The 21,756-nt window shown below is 49.9% G+C and carries 16 protein-coding genes; 12 read left to right on the top strand and 4 right to left on the bottom strand.

Going from position 1 to position 21,756, the window contains the following annotated elements; translation table 11 throughout:
* The first annotated feature begins 33 nt into the window (after positions 1-33).
* The 6 genes from DCX48_14440 (at position 34) to DCX48_14465 (ending at position 4,933) form a co-directional block, all read left to right on the top strand.
* A complete protein-coding gene (locus DCX48_14440) occupies positions 34-855 on the top strand; it encodes a serine O-acetyltransferase (GenBank protein QXE15615.1) in 822 nt (273 codons plus the stop codon).
* Positions 856-1,163: 308 nt separating this feature from the next.
* On the top strand, positions 1,164-1,817 hold the full coding sequence (locus DCX48_14445) for a phospholipid:lipid A palmitoyltransferase (protein QXE15616.1): 654 nt from the start codon (positions 1,164-1,166) through the stop codon (positions 1,815-1,817).
* A gap of 435 nt (positions 1,818-2,252) precedes the next feature.
* Entirely contained in the window at positions 2,253-2,732 is a 480-nt protein-coding gene (locus tag DCX48_14450; protein ID QXE15617.1) for an Hcp family type VI secretion system effector, read from the top strand.
* A 16-nt stretch (positions 2,733-2,748) separates the two neighbouring features.
* A complete protein-coding gene (locus DCX48_14455) occupies positions 2,749-3,465 on the top strand; it encodes a hypothetical protein (GenBank protein ID QXE15618.1) in 717 nt (238 codons plus the stop codon).
* Positions 3,466-3,798: a DUF2645 family protein gene (locus DCX48_14460; protein QXE15619.1), complete on the top strand. Its 333-nt coding sequence runs from the start codon at positions 3,466-3,468 to the stop codon at positions 3,796-3,798.
* A 235-nt stretch (positions 3,799-4,033) separates the two neighbouring features.
* The gene (locus tag DCX48_14465) at positions 4,034-4,933 is read left to right on the top strand and encodes a DMT family transporter (GenBank protein QXE15620.1); all 900 of its coding nucleotides are present in this window, start codon (positions 4,034-4,036) and stop codon (positions 4,931-4,933) included.
* Here the strand turns inward: DCX48_14465 and metR are convergent.
* Positions 4,839-5,774 carry an HTH-type transcriptional regulator MetR gene (gene metR / locus DCX48_14470; protein QXE15621.1) on the bottom strand — a complete coding sequence of 312 codons (936 nt, stop codon included), beginning with the start codon at positions 5,772-5,774 and terminating at the stop codon, positions 4,839-4,841. The genes DCX48_14465 and metR overlap by 95 nt on opposite strands.
* A gap of 104 nt (positions 5,775-5,878) precedes the next feature.
* On the opposite strand from metR, the gene metE reads away from it, so the two are divergent.
* From metE to DCX48_14485, 3 genes are all read left to right on the top strand, one after another.
* Positions 5,879-8,143, top strand: coding sequence for a 5-methyltetrahydropteroyltriglutamate--homocysteine S-methyltransferase (metE, locus tag DCX48_14475; GenBank protein ID QXE15622.1), 2,265 nt, complete (start codon positions 5,879-5,881; stop codon positions 8,141-8,143).
* Between the two features lie 546 nt (positions 8,144-8,689).
* Entirely contained in the window at positions 8,690-10,318 is a 1,629-nt protein-coding gene (locus DCX48_14480; protein ID QXE15623.1) for a HAMP domain-containing protein, read from the top strand.
* A gap of 687 nt (positions 10,319-11,005) precedes the next feature.
* Positions 11,006-12,667 (top strand): HAMP domain-containing protein, encoded by a 1,662-nt coding sequence (locus tag DCX48_14485; protein QXE15624.1) that lies wholly within the window; start codon positions 11,006-11,008, stop codon positions 12,665-12,667.
* Positions 12,668-12,754: 87 nt separating this feature from the next.
* On the opposite strand, the gene DCX48_14490 is transcribed toward DCX48_14485, so the two are convergent.
* A complete protein-coding gene (locus DCX48_14490; GenBank protein QXE15625.1) occupies positions 12,755-13,582 on the bottom strand; it encodes a dienelactone hydrolase family protein in 828 nt (275 codons plus the stop codon).
* Positions 13,583-13,916: 334 nt separating this feature from the next.
* Here DCX48_14490 and DCX48_14495 point away from each other — a divergent pair, with 334 nt between their 5' ends.
* Both DCX48_14495 and DCX48_14500 read left to right on the top strand, forming a co-directional pair.
* Positions 13,917-14,687 (top strand): uridine phosphorylase, encoded by a 771-nt coding sequence (locus tag DCX48_14495; protein ID QXE15626.1) that lies wholly within the window; start codon positions 13,917-13,919, stop codon positions 14,685-14,687.
* 149 nt (positions 14,688-14,836) lie between these two features.
* Entirely contained in the window at positions 14,837-15,619 is a 783-nt protein-coding gene (locus DCX48_14500; protein QXE15627.1) for a tyrosine-protein phosphatase, read from the top strand.
* An 89-nt stretch (positions 15,620-15,708) separates the two neighbouring features.
* Here DCX48_14500 and DCX48_14505 read toward each other — a convergent pair whose 3' ends face one another.
* Complete coding sequence (locus tag DCX48_14505; protein ID QXE15628.1) at positions 15,709-18,348, bottom strand: phosphoenolpyruvate carboxylase; 2,640 nt, start codon at positions 18,346-18,348, stop codon at positions 15,709-15,711.
* Positions 18,349-18,862: 514 nt separating this feature from the next.
* Complete coding sequence (locus DCX48_14510; protein ID QXE15629.1) at positions 18,863-20,236, bottom strand: PTS sugar transporter; 1,374 nt, start codon at positions 20,234-20,236, stop codon at positions 18,863-18,865.
* 320 nt (positions 20,237-20,556) lie between these two features.
* Between DCX48_14510 and DCX48_14515 the strand changes: the two genes are divergently transcribed.
* Positions 20,557-21,756 (top strand): D-galactonate dehydratase family protein, encoded by a 1,200-nt coding sequence (locus DCX48_14515; protein ID QXE15630.1) that lies wholly within the window; start codon positions 20,557-20,559, stop codon positions 21,754-21,756.

Here is a 21,756-nt window from a genome sequence, read left to right on the forward strand (position 1 = left end):
GTTGTGGTGTGTGGTATCTCGGAGAGTAAGGCAATGTCGACAGAAGAACTGGCACTGGTCTGGACCAATATCAAAGCAGAAGCGCGCAGTCTCGCAGACTGTGAACCGATGCTGGCCAGCTTTTTTCACGCCACATTGCTGAAGCATGAGAATCTGGGTAGCGCCCTGAGCTACATGTTGGCGAATAAGTTAGCCAATTCGATTATGCCTGCGATTGCTATTCGTGAGGTGGTGGAAGAAGCTTACAGCGCCGATCCGCATATGATCGTTTCTGCTGCGCGCGATATTCAGGCCGTCTGCCTGCGCGATCCTGCGGTGGATAAATACTCTACGCCGCTGCTCTACCTGAAAGGGTTTCATGCGTTGCAGGCTTATCGCATTGGTCACTGGCTTTGGTCGCAGGATCGTAAAGCACTGGCGGTCTATTTCCAGAATCAGATCTCAGTTTCTTTTGGTGTCGATATTCACCCAGCGGCGAGAATCGGTTGTGGGATCATGCTCGATCACGCAACAGGTATTGTGATCGGTGAAACGGCCGTGGTTGAAAACGATGTCTCCATTCTACAATCCGTTACGCTTGGCGGTACGGGCAAAACCAGCGGCGATCGTCACCCTAAAATTCGTGAAGGTGTGATGATTGGCGCAGGCGCTAAAATTTTGGGGAACATTGAAGTTGGCTGTGGCGCGAAAATTGGTGCTGGTTCTGTCGTGCTGCAATCCGTTCCTCCACATACGACGGCGGCAGGGGTTCCGGCCCGTATCGTCGGTCGACCAGAAAGCGATAAGCCCGCCATGGATATGGATCAGTATTTCAACGGTATCAACCGCGGCTTTGAATACGGCGACGGCATCTAATCCTGTTGCGTCAGCGGTTCTATTCAATCTGAGATTGATGCCGCGCTTTACCTCCATCAGAATAGAAACCACCGACAAATAAGGTGGTTTCTTGTTATTACGCCTAGGAAACGTCTGAAAGCATCTCTGAACTCACCATCTATTTAGCCACAGTTGCTGTTTATCCCTTCATAATAGGCTGCTTTGATTTCCCGTTTATATAGGCAGATCGCGTAAGTTGAACTATATATTTTGGTAACGATCAGAATAGTTTTGTTTGGATCACCTTTGTTTGAATGGAATCGTGACGCTGTTACAGAGAATCTTATATGTATTTGAAGCGAATTTTAATCACATTAAGTTTGATTACACTGCCGATTGTCCCTTGTTTGAGCTACGCAGCAGAAAGCATAAGTAATGTAGGGATAAATAATACGGGTAGCACGGCAAATCTTGCACCCGCTGCGGCTGATGCCAATGTTTCGGCGTCGGATAAGCACGAGGAAAGCTGGTGGCAGAGAAGTAAAAATAATCTATCTACTACCTGGAATGCACCGCAGAGCCACGATATTTATATCCCGACTATCACCTGGCATAACCGCTGGACGTACGATAAAGAAAAGACTGACAGGTATAATGAAAAACCGTGGGGTGCGGGCTACGGTGTTTCCCGTTTGGATAAAGATGGGGATTGGCACGGGCTTTATATCATGGCGTTCAAAGACTCCTATAACAAATGGGAGCCTATCGGTGGTTATGGCTATGAAAAGCGTTGGCGACCAACCAGCGATCAGGATTTTCAACTGGGCCTAGGCTTTACGGCGGGTTTTACTATGCGTGATAACTGGAACTATATTCCAATTCCCGTCTTGTTGCCTTTGGCGTCAATAAGTTATAGCAAACTTTCTTTCCAGGCGACTTACATCCCCGGAACATACAATAACGGTAATGTTTTTTTTGCCTGGTTCAGATGGCAGATTTAATAGCCTCTTATTTTCTTCGAGAGTGTTTTTTCTTCAAGAAGAAAATCATAATATAAATGGCTAACGGTCCCGTATTCTGGGATCGTTACTGCTATGTTGTGATTTGTATAATACCCACAATGTATATTAATGAGAAAAGGCTAGAAATTATCCGCAATGCTTTTCTAGCTATCTATATCCGATGATACTATTCGTGATTTTATTATATGGCTTGTCTATTGAATTTTTCATGTTGATGAAACTATAATCAGAATGTTATCTCTATTTTTTAGAATTAAATATAGTGGTTTGTTGGTTTTTACATTAATTACGAGTAGGTTTTCGTAAAGTGTTTGAGTATGTAAGCGATTTTTTACGTGGAAAGTTAACGTTTTTTTATTGTTAAATTCGCAAAATTTACGACTTTTTAGATTAAATGATATAAAGGGATTTTATATGGCGAATAATATTTATTTGACCTTGACGGGTAATCAGCAGGGGGAAATATCTGCTGAGTGTGGCACTGTTGATTCGATTGGGAATAAATATCAGATAGGGCATAGAGACCAAATCTTTGTGTTGCAATTTGATCATTCTATCAGCCGAAACCAAAACATTAATCATCAACCTATAACATTTTGTAAGCCTATCGATAAGTCTTCTCCGCTTCTGGGAAATGCCATATCAAACAACGAAAAGCTTGAGCTTTTGTTCGATTTTTACCGTACGGCGCAGACTGGCACGCAGGAAAAATATTATTCTGTAAAACTCCTTGGAGCCGTTATAAGGAAAATTGCCGTTTCCTATCCGCATGCTTTGACCCATGCAGAGAACCAACCAGAAGAAATGATATCTATTGCGTATCAAAGCATAGATTGGCAACACCATATCGCTGGAACTGGTGGTTATAGCTTATGGGAAGAAAAAGTATACTAATATAAAAGGAGCGATTATGGCAGGTGATATTATCGTACGAAATAAATTTTGTGATATTTCCAAAGTTAGATTTAGAAAGTGGGATGAAATTGATGTTATTTTCTGGAAGTTTGGTAAAAGCAATCCTGAAAGGAAGAGTGGAGGATATTATTTAAACGCATATAAAGATGCTTATATCCAATACAATAAAGAAAGAATAATAAAATATGCTAACCAAGCTGGAATTCTCCCTGAGTTGCTTGGTGGTGTTGCTTGGATTGAGTCAGGTGGAATGCCAGAAGAATATAAATTTCAGGTGTTTGAGATAAAACGGTTTTTGAAATTAAAGTCATCCCCCGAAAATAAAACCTCTTTTGGTTCTGTTGCTATGCAAATTCAGGTCGCAGCTAGAACTTTGGGCTTAAATCCTGATATTTTGACAACGCGCGATCAGCTTGAATTAGCAACTTGTCTGATGGAGGATGATTTTAACCTCTGGATTGTCGCGCAGCATCTAAGAGATATGATCCTCTATGATTATCCGAGTGTGGCGGCACTTTATTTGACTGATGAACAGTACATGATGGCGGGGATTCGTTACAACCGGGGTATACAAAGAAAGTTGAGTGAATTTATTCGTTTTATCGATGCTAAGCCAGAACGTGGTTCTGCAGAATTTGATTACATCTCTTATGGAGTACGGCTACTACAGATTAGAAATCATATAAGAAAACTGCTGGAGCTTAATACCTGAATGAACATAAGCAAGGAAAAGGTCGTCGATGCTATCTCTATGGTGGGGTATTTTGTATTCGCCTATGTTGTAATGGAGTTACTCTCGATCAACAAATATGATTGGATGATGGAGTCAGGAGACTCTATCTGTAGTATTCCCCATCAGCCTCTCAGCAACCGTATCTTACAAGCGGGTGTTGCGGCTCTATTGTTGATAACACCTTTGTTTATTGCGTTAGCACGTAACCTTTTCATAAAAAATCGCTATAAAATAGCCTATTACATAGCTGGGATACTGTGCATCGCTCTGTATGGCGGATGGCTTTTCTTAGGTCGATTTGCTTTATGTTAATTGGCTGGTTCCGTCAAAATGACCTGATTTCATCGTGATTAACGATCATTTTAGAAAACAGAGTTCAATACCATTATGAATATTATGGGAATGGCGATTTACCCTTAGGGGATAAATGTAGGAGCACCGATGCTTTTATTTGTTCATTATTTAATCTCATGTAAACCACTTTGACTGAAATTCATTCAGTTATCTCCGCTACAATAGCGCTACTTTTTTCTCAGTGGATGCTGTCGTGCCATTACTTATTATCACCACTATTTTGTGGGCATTTTCATTCAGCCTGATTGGCGAATATCTGGCGGGTCAGGTCGATAGCTGGTTTTCTGCGATGTTCCGTCTAACGGCCGCAGCAGTTGTATTCTTGCCGTTCTTACGCTGGCGGGGCTACGCGCCGCGCGTCATTTTCTTGTACATGTTAGTGGGTGCTTGCCAACTGGGTATCATGTACCTGTTTGTGTTCCAGGCTTACCTGTACCTGACCGTACCTGAGTTTTTACTCTTCACGGTGATGACGCCGCTGTACGTCACGCTGATTTACGATTTGCTTGCCCGACATCGTCTGCGCTGGGGCTACGTGATGAGTGCGCTGCTGGCAGTATTCGGGGCGGCGGTGATCCACTATCACGGCGTGAGTGAGCACTTCTGGTGGGGATTCCTGCTGGTGCAGGTGGCTAACGTGTGTTTTGCCGCAGGTCAGGTTGGGTATAAGCGTCTGATGGAGATTCATCCTGTGCCGCAGCACTGCGCGTTTTCCTGGTTTTATCTGGGAGCCGCGATCGTGACGATAGCCGCATGGCTACTCTTCGGCAATATGGATAAATTACCCACCACAACCTTACAGTGGGGCGTGTTGGCCTGGCTGGGGATTGGCGCTTCTGGTGTTGGTTATTTTATGTGGAACTACGGTGCAACCCAGGTGGATGCCGGAACGCTCAGCATAATGAATAACTTCCACGTGCCAGCCGGTCTACTGGTCAACTTCGCCATCTGGCACAAAACGCCAGACTGGCTGAGTTTTATCGTGGGGACAGCGATCATTACGTCCTCGCTGTGGGTACACCAGCATTGGGTCGTGAAGCGTCCTTTACGAACGGCAAATGATCACAAGCGTGCTGACGCGCCGAACGAGTAAATGCATCAATTACCGGTTGGCGTTGCTCTCCGTCGCGGACGGCGGCGTACAACCGGCTCCAAAGCCCATCCCCCAGCGATTTGGTCACAATCAACCCTTGGCGTTCAAAGCTTTCCACCACCCAGTGCGGTAGCGCGGCGATACCCATGCGGGCGGCGACCATCTGAATCAATAGCAGCGTATTATCCACGCTTTTCAGTGCTGGGCTGATACCTGCTGGCTGTAAAAAGTGACGCCAGACGTCCAACCGCTGCCGCTGTACCGGATAGATCATCAGGGTTTCGGCGCTGAAATCTTCCGGTTCGATTTTTTCTTTTTTTGCCAGTGGGTGTTCGGGAGCCAGTACCAGCCTGACTTCAAAATCAAACAGAGGCGAATAGTGCAGACCGCTGCGCGGCATAATGTCCGAAGTCATGACCAGATCCAGCTCGCCTTGCTGGAGTGCGGGCTGCGGATCGAATGTCACACCCGATTTAAAATCCATCACCACCTGCGGCCAGTGTTGGTGAAATTCGTCTAGCGCAGGCGTCAGCCACTGAATACAGCTGTGACACTCAATGGCCAGACGCAGTGTGGTTTGGTGCGGCTCATGGCACGCCTGCAACGCCTGCTGAATTTGCGGTAACACCTGCTCTGCCAACTGAAGCAGAATTTCTCCCTGAGGCGTAAAGCGCAGCGGCTGGCTTTTACGCACGAATAGCCTGAACCCAAGGCGTTGTTCCAGATCGCTGAACTGGTGGGATAACGCCGATTGGGTTTGGTGAAGTGCAGCGGCAGCGGCGGCTAACGATCCGGTATTGCGCAGTGCTTGCAGCGTTCGCAGGTGTTTAAATTCGATCATGAGAGTCCTTCACAGTGACAGTGAACAAATTGCGCTTGTGCTTACTACAGTACCTGCGGATTATGGATGTGTAAACATCTGGACGGCTAAATGAGGAATTAACGATGGCGATTGTGAATCACACACTGGGTTTTCCGCGCGTTGGACTACGCCGTGAACTGAAAAAAGCGCAGGAAAGCTATTGGGCAGGTAACGCGACACAGGAAGAGTTGCTGACCGTTGGACGTGAGCTGCGTGCACGTCATTGGCAACAACAGAAGGATGCTGGCGTTGATCTGCTGCCAGTGGGTGATTTTGCCTGGTACGACCATGTGCTGACGACGAGTCTGCTGCTGGGTAACGTACCTGCGCGTCATCAGAATGAAGATGGCTCGGTCGATCTGGATACGCTGTTCCGTATTGGTCGTGGACGTGCGCCAACCGGTCAACCTGCCGCTGCGGCAGAAATGACCAAGTGGTTTAACACGAACTATCACTACATGGTGCCCGAATTCACCAAAGGGCAGCAGTTCAAGCTGACCTGGACACAACTGCTGGATGAAGTCGATGAAGCACTTGCGCTGGGCCATAAAGTTAAACCTGTGCTGCTAGGCCCGGTTACCTATCTGTGGCTGGGCAAAGTGAAAGGCGAACAGTTTGACCGCCTGTCGCTGTTGCAGGATATTTTACCGGTTTACCAGCAGGTGCTGGCTGAATTAGCGAAGCGCGGCATTGAGTGGGTGCAGATCGATGAACCTGCACTGGCGCTGGAGCTGTCGCAAGAGTGGCTGGCCGCGTTTAAACCCGCTTACGACGCGCTGCAAGGCCAGGTGAAACTGCTGCTGACGACCTATTTCGATAGCATTAGCCAGAATCTGGAAACGATCAAAGCGCTGCCGGTTCAGGGGCTGCATATCGACTTGGTTCACGGTAAGGATGACGCCGCTACGCTGAGTGCCCAACTGCCTGCTAACTGGGTATTGTCTCTGGGTGTGATTAACGGACGTAACGTATGGCGTGCCGACCTGAGCAGCTGGTTCGAGCGTTTGCAACCGTTGGTAGGGACGCGCGATCTGTGGCTGGGAAGTTCATGCTCACTGCTGCATAGCCCTATCGATCTGAGCGTGGAAGTCCGTCTGGATGATGAAGTGAAGAGCTGGTTTGCCTTTGCGATTCAGAAATGTGCGGAGTTGTCACTGCTGTCTCAGGCACTGAACAGCGGGAACGGTCAGGCGCTGGAAGCCTACAGTGCGCCGATTCGCGCTCGCCGTACCTCTACACGAGTCAATAACGCCGCCGTTGCGCAGCGTCTGGCGGCCATCACCGCACAGGACAGTCAGCGTCAGAACGTATATTCAGTGCGTGCCGATGCTCAGCGTGAGCGCTTTAATCTGCCAGCATGGCCGACGACCACGATTGGTTCTTTCCCACAAACCACCGAAATTCGCGGCCTGCGTCTGGATTTCAAGCAGGGTCGTCTGGACGGTAATAACTACCGCACCGGCATTGCCGAACACATCAAGCAAGCTGTGGCTGAGCAGGAGCGTCTGGGTCTGGACGTACTGGTACACGGTGAAGCTGAGCGTAACGACATGGTCGAGTACTTCGGTGAGCATCTGGATGGCTTTGTCTTTACCCAGAACGGTTGGGTGCAGAGCTACGGTTCTCGCTGTGTGAAGCCGCCAGTCATTATTGGCGATGTGAGCCGCCCAGAAGCAATCACCGTTGAGTGGGCTAAATACGCGCAGTCTCTGACTGACAAGCCGATGAAAGGCATGCTGACAGGTCCGGTGACGATCCTGTGCTGGTCTTTCCCGCGTGAAGACGTCACACGTGAAACCATTGCCAAGCAGATTGCACTGGCGCTGCGTGATGAAGTGGCTGATTTGGAAGCCGCAGGCATTGGTATCATTCAGATTGACGAACCAGCGCTGCGTGAAGGTCTGCCGCTGCACCGCTCGGATTGGGATGCTTATCTGGCTTGGGCAGTGGATGCCTTCCGTCTTAATGCCGCTGTGGCGAAAGATGATACGCAAATCCATACCCACATGTGTTATTGCGAATTCAACGACATCATGGATTCTATCGCCGCGCTGGATGCAGACGTGATAACGATTGAAACCTCTCGCTCCGATATGGAGTTACTGGAGTCATTTGAAGAGTTCGAATACCCGAATGAAATCGGTCCAGGCGTTTATGATATTCACTCCCCGAACGTACCGAGCGTGGAGTGGATGGAAGCCCTGCTGAAGAAAGCGGCGCAGCGTATTCCCGCTGAGCGTCTGTGGGTGAACCCAGACTGTGGTCTGAAAACCCGTGGCTGGCCGGAAACGCGTCAGGCTCTGGCAAATATGGTTCAGGCAGCACAGCGTCTGCGTGAAACCCAGTAAAGTTTAGTTACTGATGAAATCAGGGTGGTTATAGCCTCCCTGATTTTTTACTGTTTACTGATAAATAAAATACGTTTTCCCCTTTCATTACCCCAACGCGTAATTATTACTTATCCTTCAGATTTCCTCCTTTTCTGCACATTAAATATTGCCTCTTCATTTTAATAAAATCTCCGCATTATCTCCTTTTTTCTACATCGCCTGGTAGGCTGTTTTTCGAGAGTTAATATTTACCCGCTATCTATGTATTTATTCCTTGAAAGGTTTAATCGACGAATTAATAAAGCTAGGGGATATTGTGCCGATAAGGTAAACGGCATCGAGGGGGCTCAGTATGTACCAATGGAGCGAGATTGTTTGTATTTATTAGCGTTTTTATTAAGTTGAAAGTACATCTTTTATTACTCTCTTTTGGGTATGTTAAATATACCCACAAAGCATATTTTTCTTTCCCGAAAAAACGATTATTTCACCACTCTACGACGTTATTCGGCGGTGCGCCGTGCGCAGTAGTCATTATTATTTATTACCTAAAAGGAGTGAGATGTGAATTTAGCGAATTGGCGTATTGGCTATCGATTGGGTGGCGGATTTGCCATCTTGATTCTGATGTTATTTGCCGTGAGTATTTTTTCCCTGTCTAAACTGTCCAATTTTCAGGATGGTGCCAGAGACATCGTCAAAGAGGTTTATCCACAAACGGTGGATGCCAATAACCTTATCGATAATGTGAATGGGCACTTTGTGGCCTATTTGCAGATGATGTTGGTATCAGGCCAAGAGCAGCGTCAGGGATATGTGGATCGGATTATGGCGTACCGCAAAGAGATTGGTCGCCTGCTAGGCAATCTGGAAAGCAATGCTTCAGGAGAGCGTTCCCGCAAACAGATAGAGACCATCCGCGTGCTTCGTGCCGAGTTCATAAAATCCGGTGATAAAATTATTAGTGATGCGTTGGCGGGTAATAACGACGTCGCCGTAGAAGAATTCAATAGCAACCTGAACGTGATTCAACGCAATTACCGTGATTCGGTGAAGCAGTTGGTGAATTATCAGGATGATGCGATGAATACGTCTGTCGAAGCCATGGCAGAGGTATACAGCAGTACTCGCATAATTTTACTGCTTATTTTGGCGCTGGGTGCCGTATTTGGGGCGCTGATTGCCTGGGCGATCACGCGCAGCGTAACCCGGCCAATAGAACAAGCTTTGCAAGTGGCAGACCGAGTGGCACAGGGCGACCTGACCTCACGCATCACGGTTACCAGCAAGGATGAAACCGGATTGCTGCTGCAATCGTTGGATCGTATGAACACCAGCCTGAGTTTGATTGTTGGTCAGGTGCGCGATGGCGCGGAAACGATTTCGACGGCCGCGTCGCAAATCACGGCGGGTAATCAGGATTTGTCATCGCGTACTGAAGAGCAAGCCAGCTCGCTGGAAGAAACGGCAGCCTCGATGGAGCAACTGGCATCCACCATTAAAAACACGGCGGAAAACACCCAACAGGCGACGGAGATTGCCAATAAGGCGACGGGAGCTGCCAAACAAAGCGGCGACGTTATGGTTTCTGTGACGCAGAAAATGCGTGGGATACGTGATTCATCTCAGCGTATGGCGGAGATCATTGGCGTGATTGACGGTATTGCGTTCCAGACCAATATTCTGGCTCTGAATGCGGCCGTCGAAGCGGCGCGTGCGGGCGAACAAGGGCGCGGTTTTGCGGTAGTGGCGGGGGAAGTCCGTTCACTGGCACAGCGCAGTGCGACTGCTGCGCGGGAGATCAAGGATTTGATCGACGACTCTGTGAGCAAGATTCGCGAAGGCATGGAGCTTGTCGATACCGCTGAAGAAACGATGGGGGGATTAACGGCTCACGTGAAGGATGTACACGGCATCATCAGTGAGATTTCACAAGCCAGCCGTGAACAGAGCGACGGGATTAACCAGATGAATCTGGCGATTGGACAGATTGATACCACGACCCAGCAAAACGCGGCTCTGGTTGAGGAATCCGCCTCTGCGGCTCTGTCTCTGCAATCGCAGGCCTCTGTTCTGGCAGACGCAGTGAGCGCGTTTAAAATACCGTCGTATAGCCACGGTAATGCTGGTTCTTATGCATCGGTGCCAATGAGCACACCAACGTTGTCTCTGGTGCTGGCAAGGAAAGAGTAAGGTTACTGCCATCATTTGGCTGCTTTGCTGCGTAACGTCTCTTGCATCAGGGGGGCAATCGCCTCTCTGATTCTGCCACCTCGATACATAGAGTAAATATTATTTTTTCTATTACTATTCATATAGTTATCCTTTTTTAAGAAATATTCTCATCTCTTTATTTTTAATATCAAATATGTCTGACTATTATTTTATGTAACAGATGCGTTATTTATGTTAATGGTTGGTGGGTTGGTCTGTGATTTTTCCGATCAAAACTTGACTTTTGATAGTTGAAATCTATTTATTATCTGTTTTTGAATGATTTAAACGATCAAATTGTAAAGATAAGAAACCGGTTGCCGATAAAACGAATAACACAGGAACGGCTATGGATGCACGAATACGGAGAGGGAAGGCCATCATCTCACCTCGACAACGTCTCTGCGGTCTTATCAACCGTATTTGTACTACTGTTAGATTTATTGCCATTTTTACACCTCAACATCTGAGGAAAACTATTTGATTTTTGATCGCGCCTCTCATGCTGAGAGTGTGCGTAAAAATGCCTGCCTCAAGGTATCTCTGGTGCGTCAGAGGGAAACCGCTTTTTCCTTCGGATAGCCAGCCATTCTCCGCCCTGTGGTTCCACAAGCTGCGACATGTGCGCAATTGACATTGCTATGCATTACCTAAAAGGAGTGAGACATGAATTTAGCAAACTGGCGTATTGGTTATCGATTGGGAGCGGGATTTGCCATCCTGATTGTGATGCTGTTCGTCGTGAGTATTTTTTCCCTGTCTAAGCTATCCGGCTTTCAGGATAGTGCCAGAAGTATCGTGAAAGATGTCTATCCACAGACGGTGGATGCCAATAATCTCATCGATAATGTCACCAGTATTCTAGTTGCTTATCAGCGACTCATGCTGGTCTCTGATCAGGTGCAAATTCAGACAAACGTCACTCGCGTGAATGAATTCCGTCAGGAAATTGGTCGTCTACTGGACAAGCTAGAAAGCCAAACCGTTGAAGAGCGTTCGGTCACCCAGCTACGTGCCATCCGCGCGATTCGTACCGAGTTTCTGAAATCTGGCGATAAAATCATCAGCGAAGTCGTGGCGGGCAATCGGGAAGCCGCGATCGAGGAGTTCAACAACAACCTGAACGTGGTCCAGCGGCAGTACCGTGATGCAGTGAAACAATTAGTGAATTACCAAGATGATGCGATGGATACCTCCGTTGAAGCTATGGCTGAGGTATACAGTAATACCCGCATGATTTTGTTGCTCATTTTAGCGCTGGGTGCCGTATTTGGAGCGTTGATTGCGTGGTCGATCACGCGCAGCGTAATCCGACCGATCCAGCAGGCTCTGCAAGTGGCAGACAGAGTGGCGCAGGGCGACCTGACCTCTCGAATCACGGTTACCAGCAAAGATGAAACAGGATTACTGCTGCAATCGTTGGATCACATGAACACCAGCCTGAGTACGATTGTCGGGCAGGTACGTGACGGGGCGGAAACGATATCGAGTGCAGCCTCGCAGATCGCCGCAGGTAATCAGGATCTGTCATCGCGCACCGAAGAGCAGGCCAGCTCACTGGAAGAAACAGCAGCTTCAATGGAACAGCTGACCTCCACTATTAAAAATACGGCGGAAAACACGCAGCAGGCGACAGACATTGCGAATAAAGCCTCTAGTGCTGCGAAGCAAAGCGGTGACGTCATGGTTTCCGTAACGCAGAAAATGCGCGGCATTCGTGATTCATCCCAGCGTATGGCGGAGATCATTGGCGTCATTGACGGCATTGCATTCCAGACTAATATTCTGGCGCTGAACGCGGCGGTTGAAGCGGCGCGCGCGGGCGAGCAAGGGCGTGGCTTTGCGGTGGTGGCGGGGGAAGTACGTTCTCTGGCACAGCGCAGTGCGACAGCCGCGCGTGAGATTAAGGATTTGATCGACGATTCCGTGAGCAAAATTCAGGAAGGGATGTCGCTGGTGGATAACGCCGAAGAAACGATGAGCGGTTTAACGGGCTACGTGCGCGATGTGAATGAGATCATCAGCGAAATTTCGCAGGCCAGCCGTGAACAGAGCGACGGGATTAACCAGATGAACCTAGCTGTTGGGCAAATTGATACCACGACCCAGCAGAATGCGGCTCTGGTTGAAGAATCTGCCTCTGCGGCACTTTCCCTGCAAGCACAGGCCTCCGTTCTGGCGGAGGCGGTGAGCACCTTTAAACTTCTGTCGTATGGCAATGGTAAAACCGCCTCTTACGCATCGGCACCAACGCGCACGCCAACGCTATCTTTAGCACCAGCAGCGGCGAAAGACCAAAGCAACAACGACAATTGGACTACGTTCTAAGGGTGGCTCTATAACACGGTGAAACAAACGCCACCGTTGTTTGGTGGCGTTTTAGATCGTAGGTAAGAACGGAAACGTGTGATGGTGTTACGCCACACCGTTTTTCTGAAACCATGCCAGCATACGCTGCCAGCCGTCACGTGCGGATTCTTCATGGTAGCTAGGGCGATAATCGGCATGGAAAGCATGCCCGGCATCGGGGTAGACAATAATTTCTGCCGTCGCGTTGGCGGCACGCAGCGCCTGCCGCATGATATCCACGTGTTCCAGCGGAATACTCCCGTCTTTCGCTCCGTATAACCCCAGCACGGGCGCTTCCAATTCTGTTGCGATATCGACCGGATTTTTGGGGCTATTCAGCGTTTTCTCACCCGTAAATTTGCCGTACCAGGCAACGGCCGCTTTGAGCTGCGGATTGTGCGCGGCGTAGAGCCAGGTGATGCGCCCGCCCCAACAAAACCCCGTTATCGCCAGCTTACTGGCATCGCCGCCCTGTTTAATCGCCCAGTTAGCGGTGTGATCGAGGTCGGACAGCACCTGCGTATCAGGAACCTTATGCACCAGCTCGGTCAGGATTTGCTGAATGTCGTTGTATTGGCTAGGGTCGCCCTGACGAAAATACAACTCTGGTGCAATGGCCATATAGCCCTGTTTGGCGAGCCTGCGGCAGACATCCTGAATGTGTTGATGAACGCCGAAAATCTCCTGCACCACCAGGACAATTGGGAGCGGCCCGTCATGGTTCGCCGGTCTGGCGATATACGCGGGTAGTTGCTCCCCCTGAGAAGGAATAGTGGTTTCACTGGCAATAATACCGACAGAATCCGTCGTAATGATGGAGAAGCTCTGCGGTTCCACTGCTGGGGATAACCCTTGGGGAAGATGTTTGAAGGTCGTCTGTTCATCAGTCTTCATTACGCGCTCTCCTGTTACTGGCCAACTGGCTTTCATATAAAGAGGGATTTCAGAGCATCTATGATAAATACTATCAATGATTAAAGAATCTACACTAGAAGACAATTAATCGGCAAAAATGAATTTCCCATCCGATAAAAAGTGATTTAAGTCACATTTTTTATGTATGTTGATCTCCGTTTCTTTTTGGTAGGTGACTCTCATCACTTAAAAAAACGTACTGATGCGCTAGAGTCTTTTATTGGACGGACGCTTACAGACTGCTACAAGCAGCATAGATGAGGCGTTCGGCGCGATTTCTCTGAATACCCAACTGATTGCCCGGGAGGCAGTTATGTCTACATCTGATGTGTTCCATCTTGGTCTGGTCAAGAATGATTTACAGGGCGCAACGCTGGCTATCGTGCCCGGCGATCCTGAGCGTGTTGAAAAAATTGCTCGCCTGATGGATAACCCGGTGCATCTGGCATCACACCGCGAATTTACATCCTGGCGTGCTGAGCTGGACGGAAAAGCGGTGATTGTCTGCTCGACGGGTATTGGCGGGCCGTCAACGTCAATCGCGGTAGAAGAACTGGCTCAGCTCGGCATTCGTACTTTCCTACGCGTCGGCACAACGGGGGCGATTCAACCCGGTATTAATGTCGGTGATGTACTGGTCACCACCGCCGCTGTACGTCTTGACGGTGCGAGCCTGCACTTCGCGCCGATGGAGTTCCCAGCCGTTGCTGATTTTGGCTGCACCACTGCGCTGGTGGACGCGGCGAAAGCGTCGGGTATTGCGTTGCATGTGGGCATCACAGCATCTTCAGATACGTTCTATCCCGGTCAGGAACGCTATGACACTTTCTCTGGCCGTGTTGTACGTCGTTTCCGCGGTTCTATGGAAGAGTGGCAGAGCATGGGCGTTCTGAACTATGAAATGGAATCAGCCACGCTGCTGACCATGTGTGCTAGTCAGGGGCTAAAAGCAGGTATGATCGCTGGGATTATTGTTAATCGTACCCAGCAGGAAATCCCAGATGTAGCAACGATGAAGCTGGCCGAGACGAACGTGATCAAAGTGCTGCTGGACGCGACTCGCAGTTTGTTAGCCGCTGAATAAGCACAAAAACTGATGGTATTTTGGGCTGGTCATCGCAGAGGCCAGCCTTTATCCTAATAACTTGTTCTGGTTTATTGGGTTAACCTGCGACGCGCTCTGCGTGTGTAATACGGTTGCCTTGCTCGCCTTTCAACCTCGCAAGGAGATGTATGACCGAACCAACGTTGCTTCATCCCTCTTTATTACCGCTTGACGGCGGAATCAATTTCCGTGATTTAGGTGGTAACCGCGCTGCTGATGGGCGGCTTATCCGACACGGTAAACTTTTTCGTTCTGGCTCGCTGGATCTGCTGAGTCAGGCGGACTGTGAACACCTTGCTGGCGTGCCTATTTCTCATGTCGTGGACTATCGGGATGTCGATGAAATTGCGCAGAAGCCGGATATATTATGGACTGGGGCCAATTATCACGCCTATCCGGCTAATCCATTACGTCACGAAGTGACAGCCAATCTGGATTCGTTGGGGTCTGATGTGTTGGCGGCCTTTGATTCCCGAGCGTTTATGTTGGAACTTTACCGCCGTTTGCCTTTCAATAATTCTGCTTATAAACAGCTGGTGTCGCTGTTATTACGGCCGGATGAGGGCGGGTTGGTACAGCACTGCGCGGTGGGTAAAGATCGCACGGGTATCGGTTCGGCGCTGGTGATGTTTGCGCTGGGGGCAGATGAGCAAACCGTGATGGAAGATTACCTGCTCACGGATACGACACTGACGCCATTCCGCCAGCAGCTACTGGCGCATTTGTCGGAAACGCTGAATGAGAAAGCGCTCGGGCAGTTCTCTTATGTGCTATCAGTGCAGGAAGAGTTCATCGTGACGGCGTTGCAGGCTATCTACGAACGACACGGATCGATCGACAGCTGGCTTGAAGTGGAATACGGTCTGGATAATCGTGCGCGGAATTATTTGCAGGATAAATATCTGGTGTAAGGTTTTAGTTTTAGGCCGGTCAACTGACCGGCCTTTGTTTTTGCTTCAGTGTGGTTTTTACTTCCGCATAGCTTTTACTGCTTGGATGATTAACCCGTATTACGCATACCTGCTGCGACGCCAGCGATGGTCACCATCAGCGCCAGCTCCAAGTCGGCATCCGGTTGTTTTTGCTGACGTGAACGATGCAGCAGTTCGGCCTGCAGCACATTCAGGGGATCGGTGTAGACGTTACGTAGTGCGATCGACTCGGCGATCCACGGTAGATCTGCCATCAGGTGATCGTCGTTGGAGATCGCCAGCACAATGTTGATGTCGGCGGCTAACTGATCGCGCAGCTGTTTTCCTAACGGCCACAGTTTCTCTTCTACCAAACGCTGATCGTAATACTCCGCCAGCCATAGGTCGGCTTTGGCGAACACCATCTCCAGCATGCCGATACGCGTCGAAAAGAACGGCCAGTTGCGACACATTTCTTCCAACTGCTCCTGCTTGCCGTCATCGACCACTTTCTGTAGCCCAGCCCCGGCACCGAGCCACGCTGGTAGCATCAGACGGTTCTGCGTCCAAGCGAAAATCCACGGGATCGCGCGCAGGCTTTCCACGCCGCCGTTCGGACGACGCTTAGCCGGGCGTGACCCCAGCGGCAGTTTACCTAGCTCCAGCTCCGGCGTAGCGGCGCGGAAGTAAGGAACGAAATCTGGGTTTTCACGAACGTATCCGCGGTACATATCGCAGGACACGCGGGACAGTTCATCCATCACCTCGTGCCATTCCTGTTTTGGCTCCGGTGGTGGCAGCAGGTTCGCTTCCAGAATCGCACCGGTATACAGCGCCAGACTGCTGATGGTGACATCCGGCAGGCCGTATTTAAAGCGGATCATCTCGCCTTGTTCCGTAACGCGCAGGCCGCCTTTCAGACTGCCCGGCGGCTGTGACAACAGCGCGGCGTGAGCTGGTGCGCCACCGCGACCGATGGAACCACCGCGTCCGTGGAACAGCGTCAGTGCGATACCCGCTTTCTCACAGGTTTTGATCAGCGCGTCTTGTGCACGGTACTGTGCCCAGGATGCGGCCATCACGCCTGCGTCTTTTGCCGAATCGGAATAGCCGATCATGACCATCTGTTTGCCCTGAATAAAGCCGCGATACCAGTCGATGCTTAGCAATTGCGTCATGACATCATCGGCGTTGTTCAGGTCGTCTAACGTTTCAAACAGCGGCGCGACGGGCAGAGCAAACGGGCAGCCAGCCTCTTTGAGCAGCAGTTGAACGGCCAGCACGTCGGAAGGCGTACGCGCCATTGAAATAACGTAAGCGGCAATAGAACCCTGTGGTGCTTTAGCAATGACCCGACAGGTATCCAGCACTTCTTTGGTATCTGCACTCGGTTCCCAGTAGCGCGGCAGCAGCGGGCGTTTGGAGCTGAGTTCACGGATCAGGAATGCCTGCTTATCGGATTCTGACCAGCTTTCATAATCGCCCAGACCCAGATAGCGGGTAATTTCGGCCAGCGCGTCGGTGTGGCGGGTGCTTTCCTGACGGACATCAATGCGCACCAACGGTACACCGAAACAGCGTACGCGACGCAGCGTATCCAGCAGGCTACCGTCGGCAATGATGCCCATGCCGCAGGTTTTCAGCGACTGGTAGCAGGCGTGGAGCGGTTCCCACAACTGCTCGTTGGTAATCAGCAAGTCTTTAGGTGGCAGACGTTCTTCACCCGTCAGGCGTGCTTCCAGATAGCTCAGCGTGCAGCTCAACTGTGAGCGCAGTGACTTCATTATGGCACGGTACGGTTCCTGAACCTCGCTGCCACCTGCTAATTCCAGCAGCTCCGGCGTACATTCGGACATCGACAGCTCGGAAACCAGCACCTGAATATCACGCAGGAACAGATCGGCGGCTTTCCAGCGACTGAGTAACAGCACATGGCGAGTGACTTCTGCCGTGACGTTTGGGTTGCCGTCGCGGTCGCCGCCCATCCAGGAGGTAAAGCGTACGGGGACGGCGTCAACCGGCAGACGGTAGCCGAAAGCTTGTTCCAGTTGTTCATCCAGTTCACGTAAAAATGCGGGTACGCCTTCCCACAGGCTATTTTCCACTACGGCGAAGCCCCATTTGGCTTCATCTACCGGGGTAGGGCGAATTTTGCGGATCTCATCGGTATGCCAAGACTGTGCGATCAACTGGCGTAGACGGCGCATGACCTGATTGCGTTCATAATCAGCCAGATCGTTGTGATCGAGCTGTTTGAGGCAGGTATTCACTTCTACCAGCTTGTGGATCAGCGTCCGACGGGTGATCTCGGTGGGGTGGGCGGTCAGCACCAGCTCGATCGACAGCGATTCCACTGCATCACGGATATCTCGCTCGCTCAGATCTTTACTTTCTTTCAGGCGCTTAAAGGCGCTGGAAAGCTGTGCCGGGTTACTCGCCGCTTCACCGTGCGGTGAAATCGTATGATATTGCTCAGCGGTATTGGTCAGGTTAAGGAATTGGCTGAACGCGCGAGCAACGGGCAACAGTTCATCGTTAGACAGGTTTTGCAGTGTGGTCAGCAACTCCTGACGATGTTTTTCATTCCCTGCGCGGGATGATTTTGACAACTTGCGGATTGTTTCGACTTTATCAAGGATGTTTTCACCCAGTGCTTCCTTGATGGTATCGCCGAGTAGTGTGCCGAGCATACTGACGTTACTGCGCATTGCGGAATATTGTTCGTTCATAGTTACCCTGACCATCCCTACCATTTTTGTAAGTTTATTTCACTTGACATATTTTGACGCGCTGCCTCCATCTAGCCACGATAAGGCGAGTTCGTCAATTGACGATTCTTTCTTCTCCTTATTCTTTGTACTTGTATTGGTGAGGGTTTGGCAATTTGTGAAATTTAATTACAAAGGCGCGGATATTAGGACAACTTATATACTCGTCATACTTCAAGTTGCATGTGCGTTGGCTACGATACTCGGCACACTTGCGTGTGCCTCGCCCCGCTGGGGCCGCTGCTTGCAGCGTTCAAATCTGCCTTTGGCAGATTTGTCAGTCACCCGAATCACTTACCTGAGTAAGCTCATCGGGATTCCTTCGCTTGCCGCGTTACAAGGCTTATAAATGCCTCACCCCTTCAGGGTCAGCGTAAGCGCTGTTCAAAAACGCCTTGCCGCCTTCCTGAAACTCGAATTATTTAGAGTATCGTGGGGGGAAGAAACGCGGGGCGCAGCGGCCCCGCGAGTGCGGTTATGACTGCTTGGAGGCTCTGACAACCAGAATGTAGGTCAGAGTAAAAGAAAGCACGATGGCGATAGCCATACCGGAGACGGCATAGCTAAAGTACGGGCCGATATAGGCTGGCAAGCTGAAAATACTCGACAGAATGTAGCCATATAGCCGGACACCGAAGTACGCAATAAAGGCCGAGGCGATGGAGCTGGCAACGGTGGCGGAGATAAACGCTTTTTTATACTTAGTCAGTACGCCGAAGAGTGCAGGTTCGGTAATACCGAGCAGTGCTGAAACCCCAGCAGACAGTACGACAGACTTGTCCTGACGGGTTTTGGCATGGAAGTAAATAGCAAATGTTGCCCCAGCAATCGCCATATTAGCCATACACATCATTGGCATCAGCATATCGAAACCTTGATTGCTGAAATTTTGCAGCGCAATGGGCGTCATCGCATGATGCATCCCAGTCAGGATAGCGACAGGCCGAATCGCACCGACCACGAAACCAGCAAAGATAGACGACACATCGAACAGGCTCTGAATAAACAGTGCCAGTAGTTTACCGAGATAGATCCCGAATGGTCCGATAACCGTGAGGGACACCAACGCGGCGATAAACAGCGTCAGCGTTGGAGTAAACACGGTTTTCAGGATCGAAGGCATGATGCGGTCGACCCAGCGGTGGATATAGCTCAACGCCAGCACGGAGAAAATCACTGGGATGACGCTAGCAGCATAGTTGAACACTGGAATGGGCAGTACGCCCACGAAGTAAAAGGCGCTGACCGCATTAGGGCTATTGCTGGCTAGTGCCTTCGCCGCTTCCATTAGCGACGGGTACATCAGGCAAGCAGCGACAGCCGCTGCCAGATATTCGTTCGTTTTGAATATCCTGGCCGCTGAGATTGCGAGGAAGAACGGCAAGAAATAGAACACGCCGCTGGCGATCAGGTCGATAACGATAACGGTATCGGTTTTGGCAGAGACTACTTTCAAGGCGATCAGCCCTGCCAGTAGCCCTTTGATCATCCCCGCACCCGCGATAGCAGGCACGATGGGACCAAATACGCCAGAAACCGTATCCATGAACAGCGAGATCAGCCCTTTTTTCTGCTTCGGCGCGTCTGGCTGTGCCGTGGCGGTAGGAGAAAGCTGTGCGTTCAACAGTTCGTAGTATTCATTGACCTGCGGCCCGATAATAATCTGAAATTGCTCACTTTGGTGTTGCGCACCTAATATCCCCGGCAGGTTCTTGATTGCGTCGGTTTGCACTTTACTTTCATCAACTAAATCAAACCGAAGCCGCGTCATACAGTGCCAGGCTTTATTAATATTCTCGTTTCCGCCAACCAGTTTAATGATTGACTGAATAACCTCATTTTTTCCCATGGAATAAACCCCTGCATAGCACTATGTTATTTTTGGTCAAATTATTCCCACTGATAATAAAAAACTAAAAATAAAAAAACAAACCAATAAAACATGAAGTCCATCACATGATTAGGCTTTAAAGGGGTTTTTATTGCCAGTAACTGATAATTGGTCTGGTTTTTTAATCAATTAAGCGAGTTTTTTAAACCAAAATAATTCTTTTAAAGAATAGGTTTACAATAAAAGAAAAAATAAGTAGAAAACAAAAAAGAAACTGATTTTAGACTGTGTTTTTACTGGGCGTGACTATTCCGGTAAACGCACCGGAGGATATTTTTGTGTTGCCAACAATCATTACTGACATTGAATGTCTTGTTACCCGCCCTGACCGCCATAATTTGGTGACGGTGGTGGTGCATACGAATAAAAACGTTACAGGTTATGGGTGTGCAACCTTCCAGCAGCGCCCGCTCGCCGTAAAGGCGATGGTAGACGAGTACCTCAAACCGCTGCTATTGGGAAGAGATGCTAACCATATCGAAGATTTGTGGCACATGATGATGGTCAACGCCTACTGGCGTAACGGGCCGGTTATCAACAATGCTGTCGCGGGTGTCGATATGGCGCTGTGGGACATCAAGGGTAAGCTGGCGGATATGCCGCTCTATCACCTGTTTGGTGGGAAATCTCGCGATGCGATTGCCGCATACAGCCATGCTGCCAGCGATACGCTGGATGGACTGTATCAGGAAGTCGAGCGGCTTTATGCGCAAGGCTATCGCCATATCCGCTGCCAGTTAGGGTTCTATGGCGGTAATCCTGATGCGTTGCACAGCACGCGGCAGCCAACGGAGGGAGCCTATTACGATCAGGATCAGTACATGGCTAACACGCTCGCCATGTTCCGTGCCTTGCGGGAGAAATACGGCGATCGTTTTCACATCCTGCATGATGTCCATGAACGCCTGTTTCCGAATCAGGCCGTGCAGTTCGCCAAAGCAGTAGAAGTTTATCGTCCCTATTTTATCGAAGATATTTTGCCGCCTGCGCAAAACGAGTGGCTGGCGCAGATCCGTAGCCAGAGCGCGGTGCCGCTGGCGACGGGAGAGCTGTTTAACAACCCCGCCGAGTGGCAAAATCTGGTGATTAACCGTCAGGTTGATTTTATTCGCTGCCATGTCTCACAGATTGGCGGGATTACGCCTGCGTTGAAACTGGGCGCATTCTGTCAGAACTTTGGCGTTCGGTTAGCGTGGCACTGTCCGCCGGATATGACGCCCATCGGCGCGGCGGTTAATATTCACCTCAATATCCACCTGCACAACGCCGCGATTCAGGAGTTTGTCGCTTACCCAGAAAATACCCGCAAGGTCTTCCCGCAGGCGGTGGAACCGGAGAATGGCTATCTGTACCCGATTGAGCGTCCCGGTATCGGTGTCGGCATCGATCTGGATGCAGCGCGGCAGTTCCCTGTCGTCTATCGTCCGCACGAGTGGACGCAGAGTCGCCTGCCAGATGGCACGATGCATACGCCTTGA

The sequence above is a fragment of the Pectobacterium atrosepticum genome (assembly GCA_019056595.1).
Taxonomy (GTDB): Bacteria; Pseudomonadota; Gammaproteobacteria; order Enterobacterales; family Enterobacteriaceae; genus Pectobacterium; species Pectobacterium atrosepticum.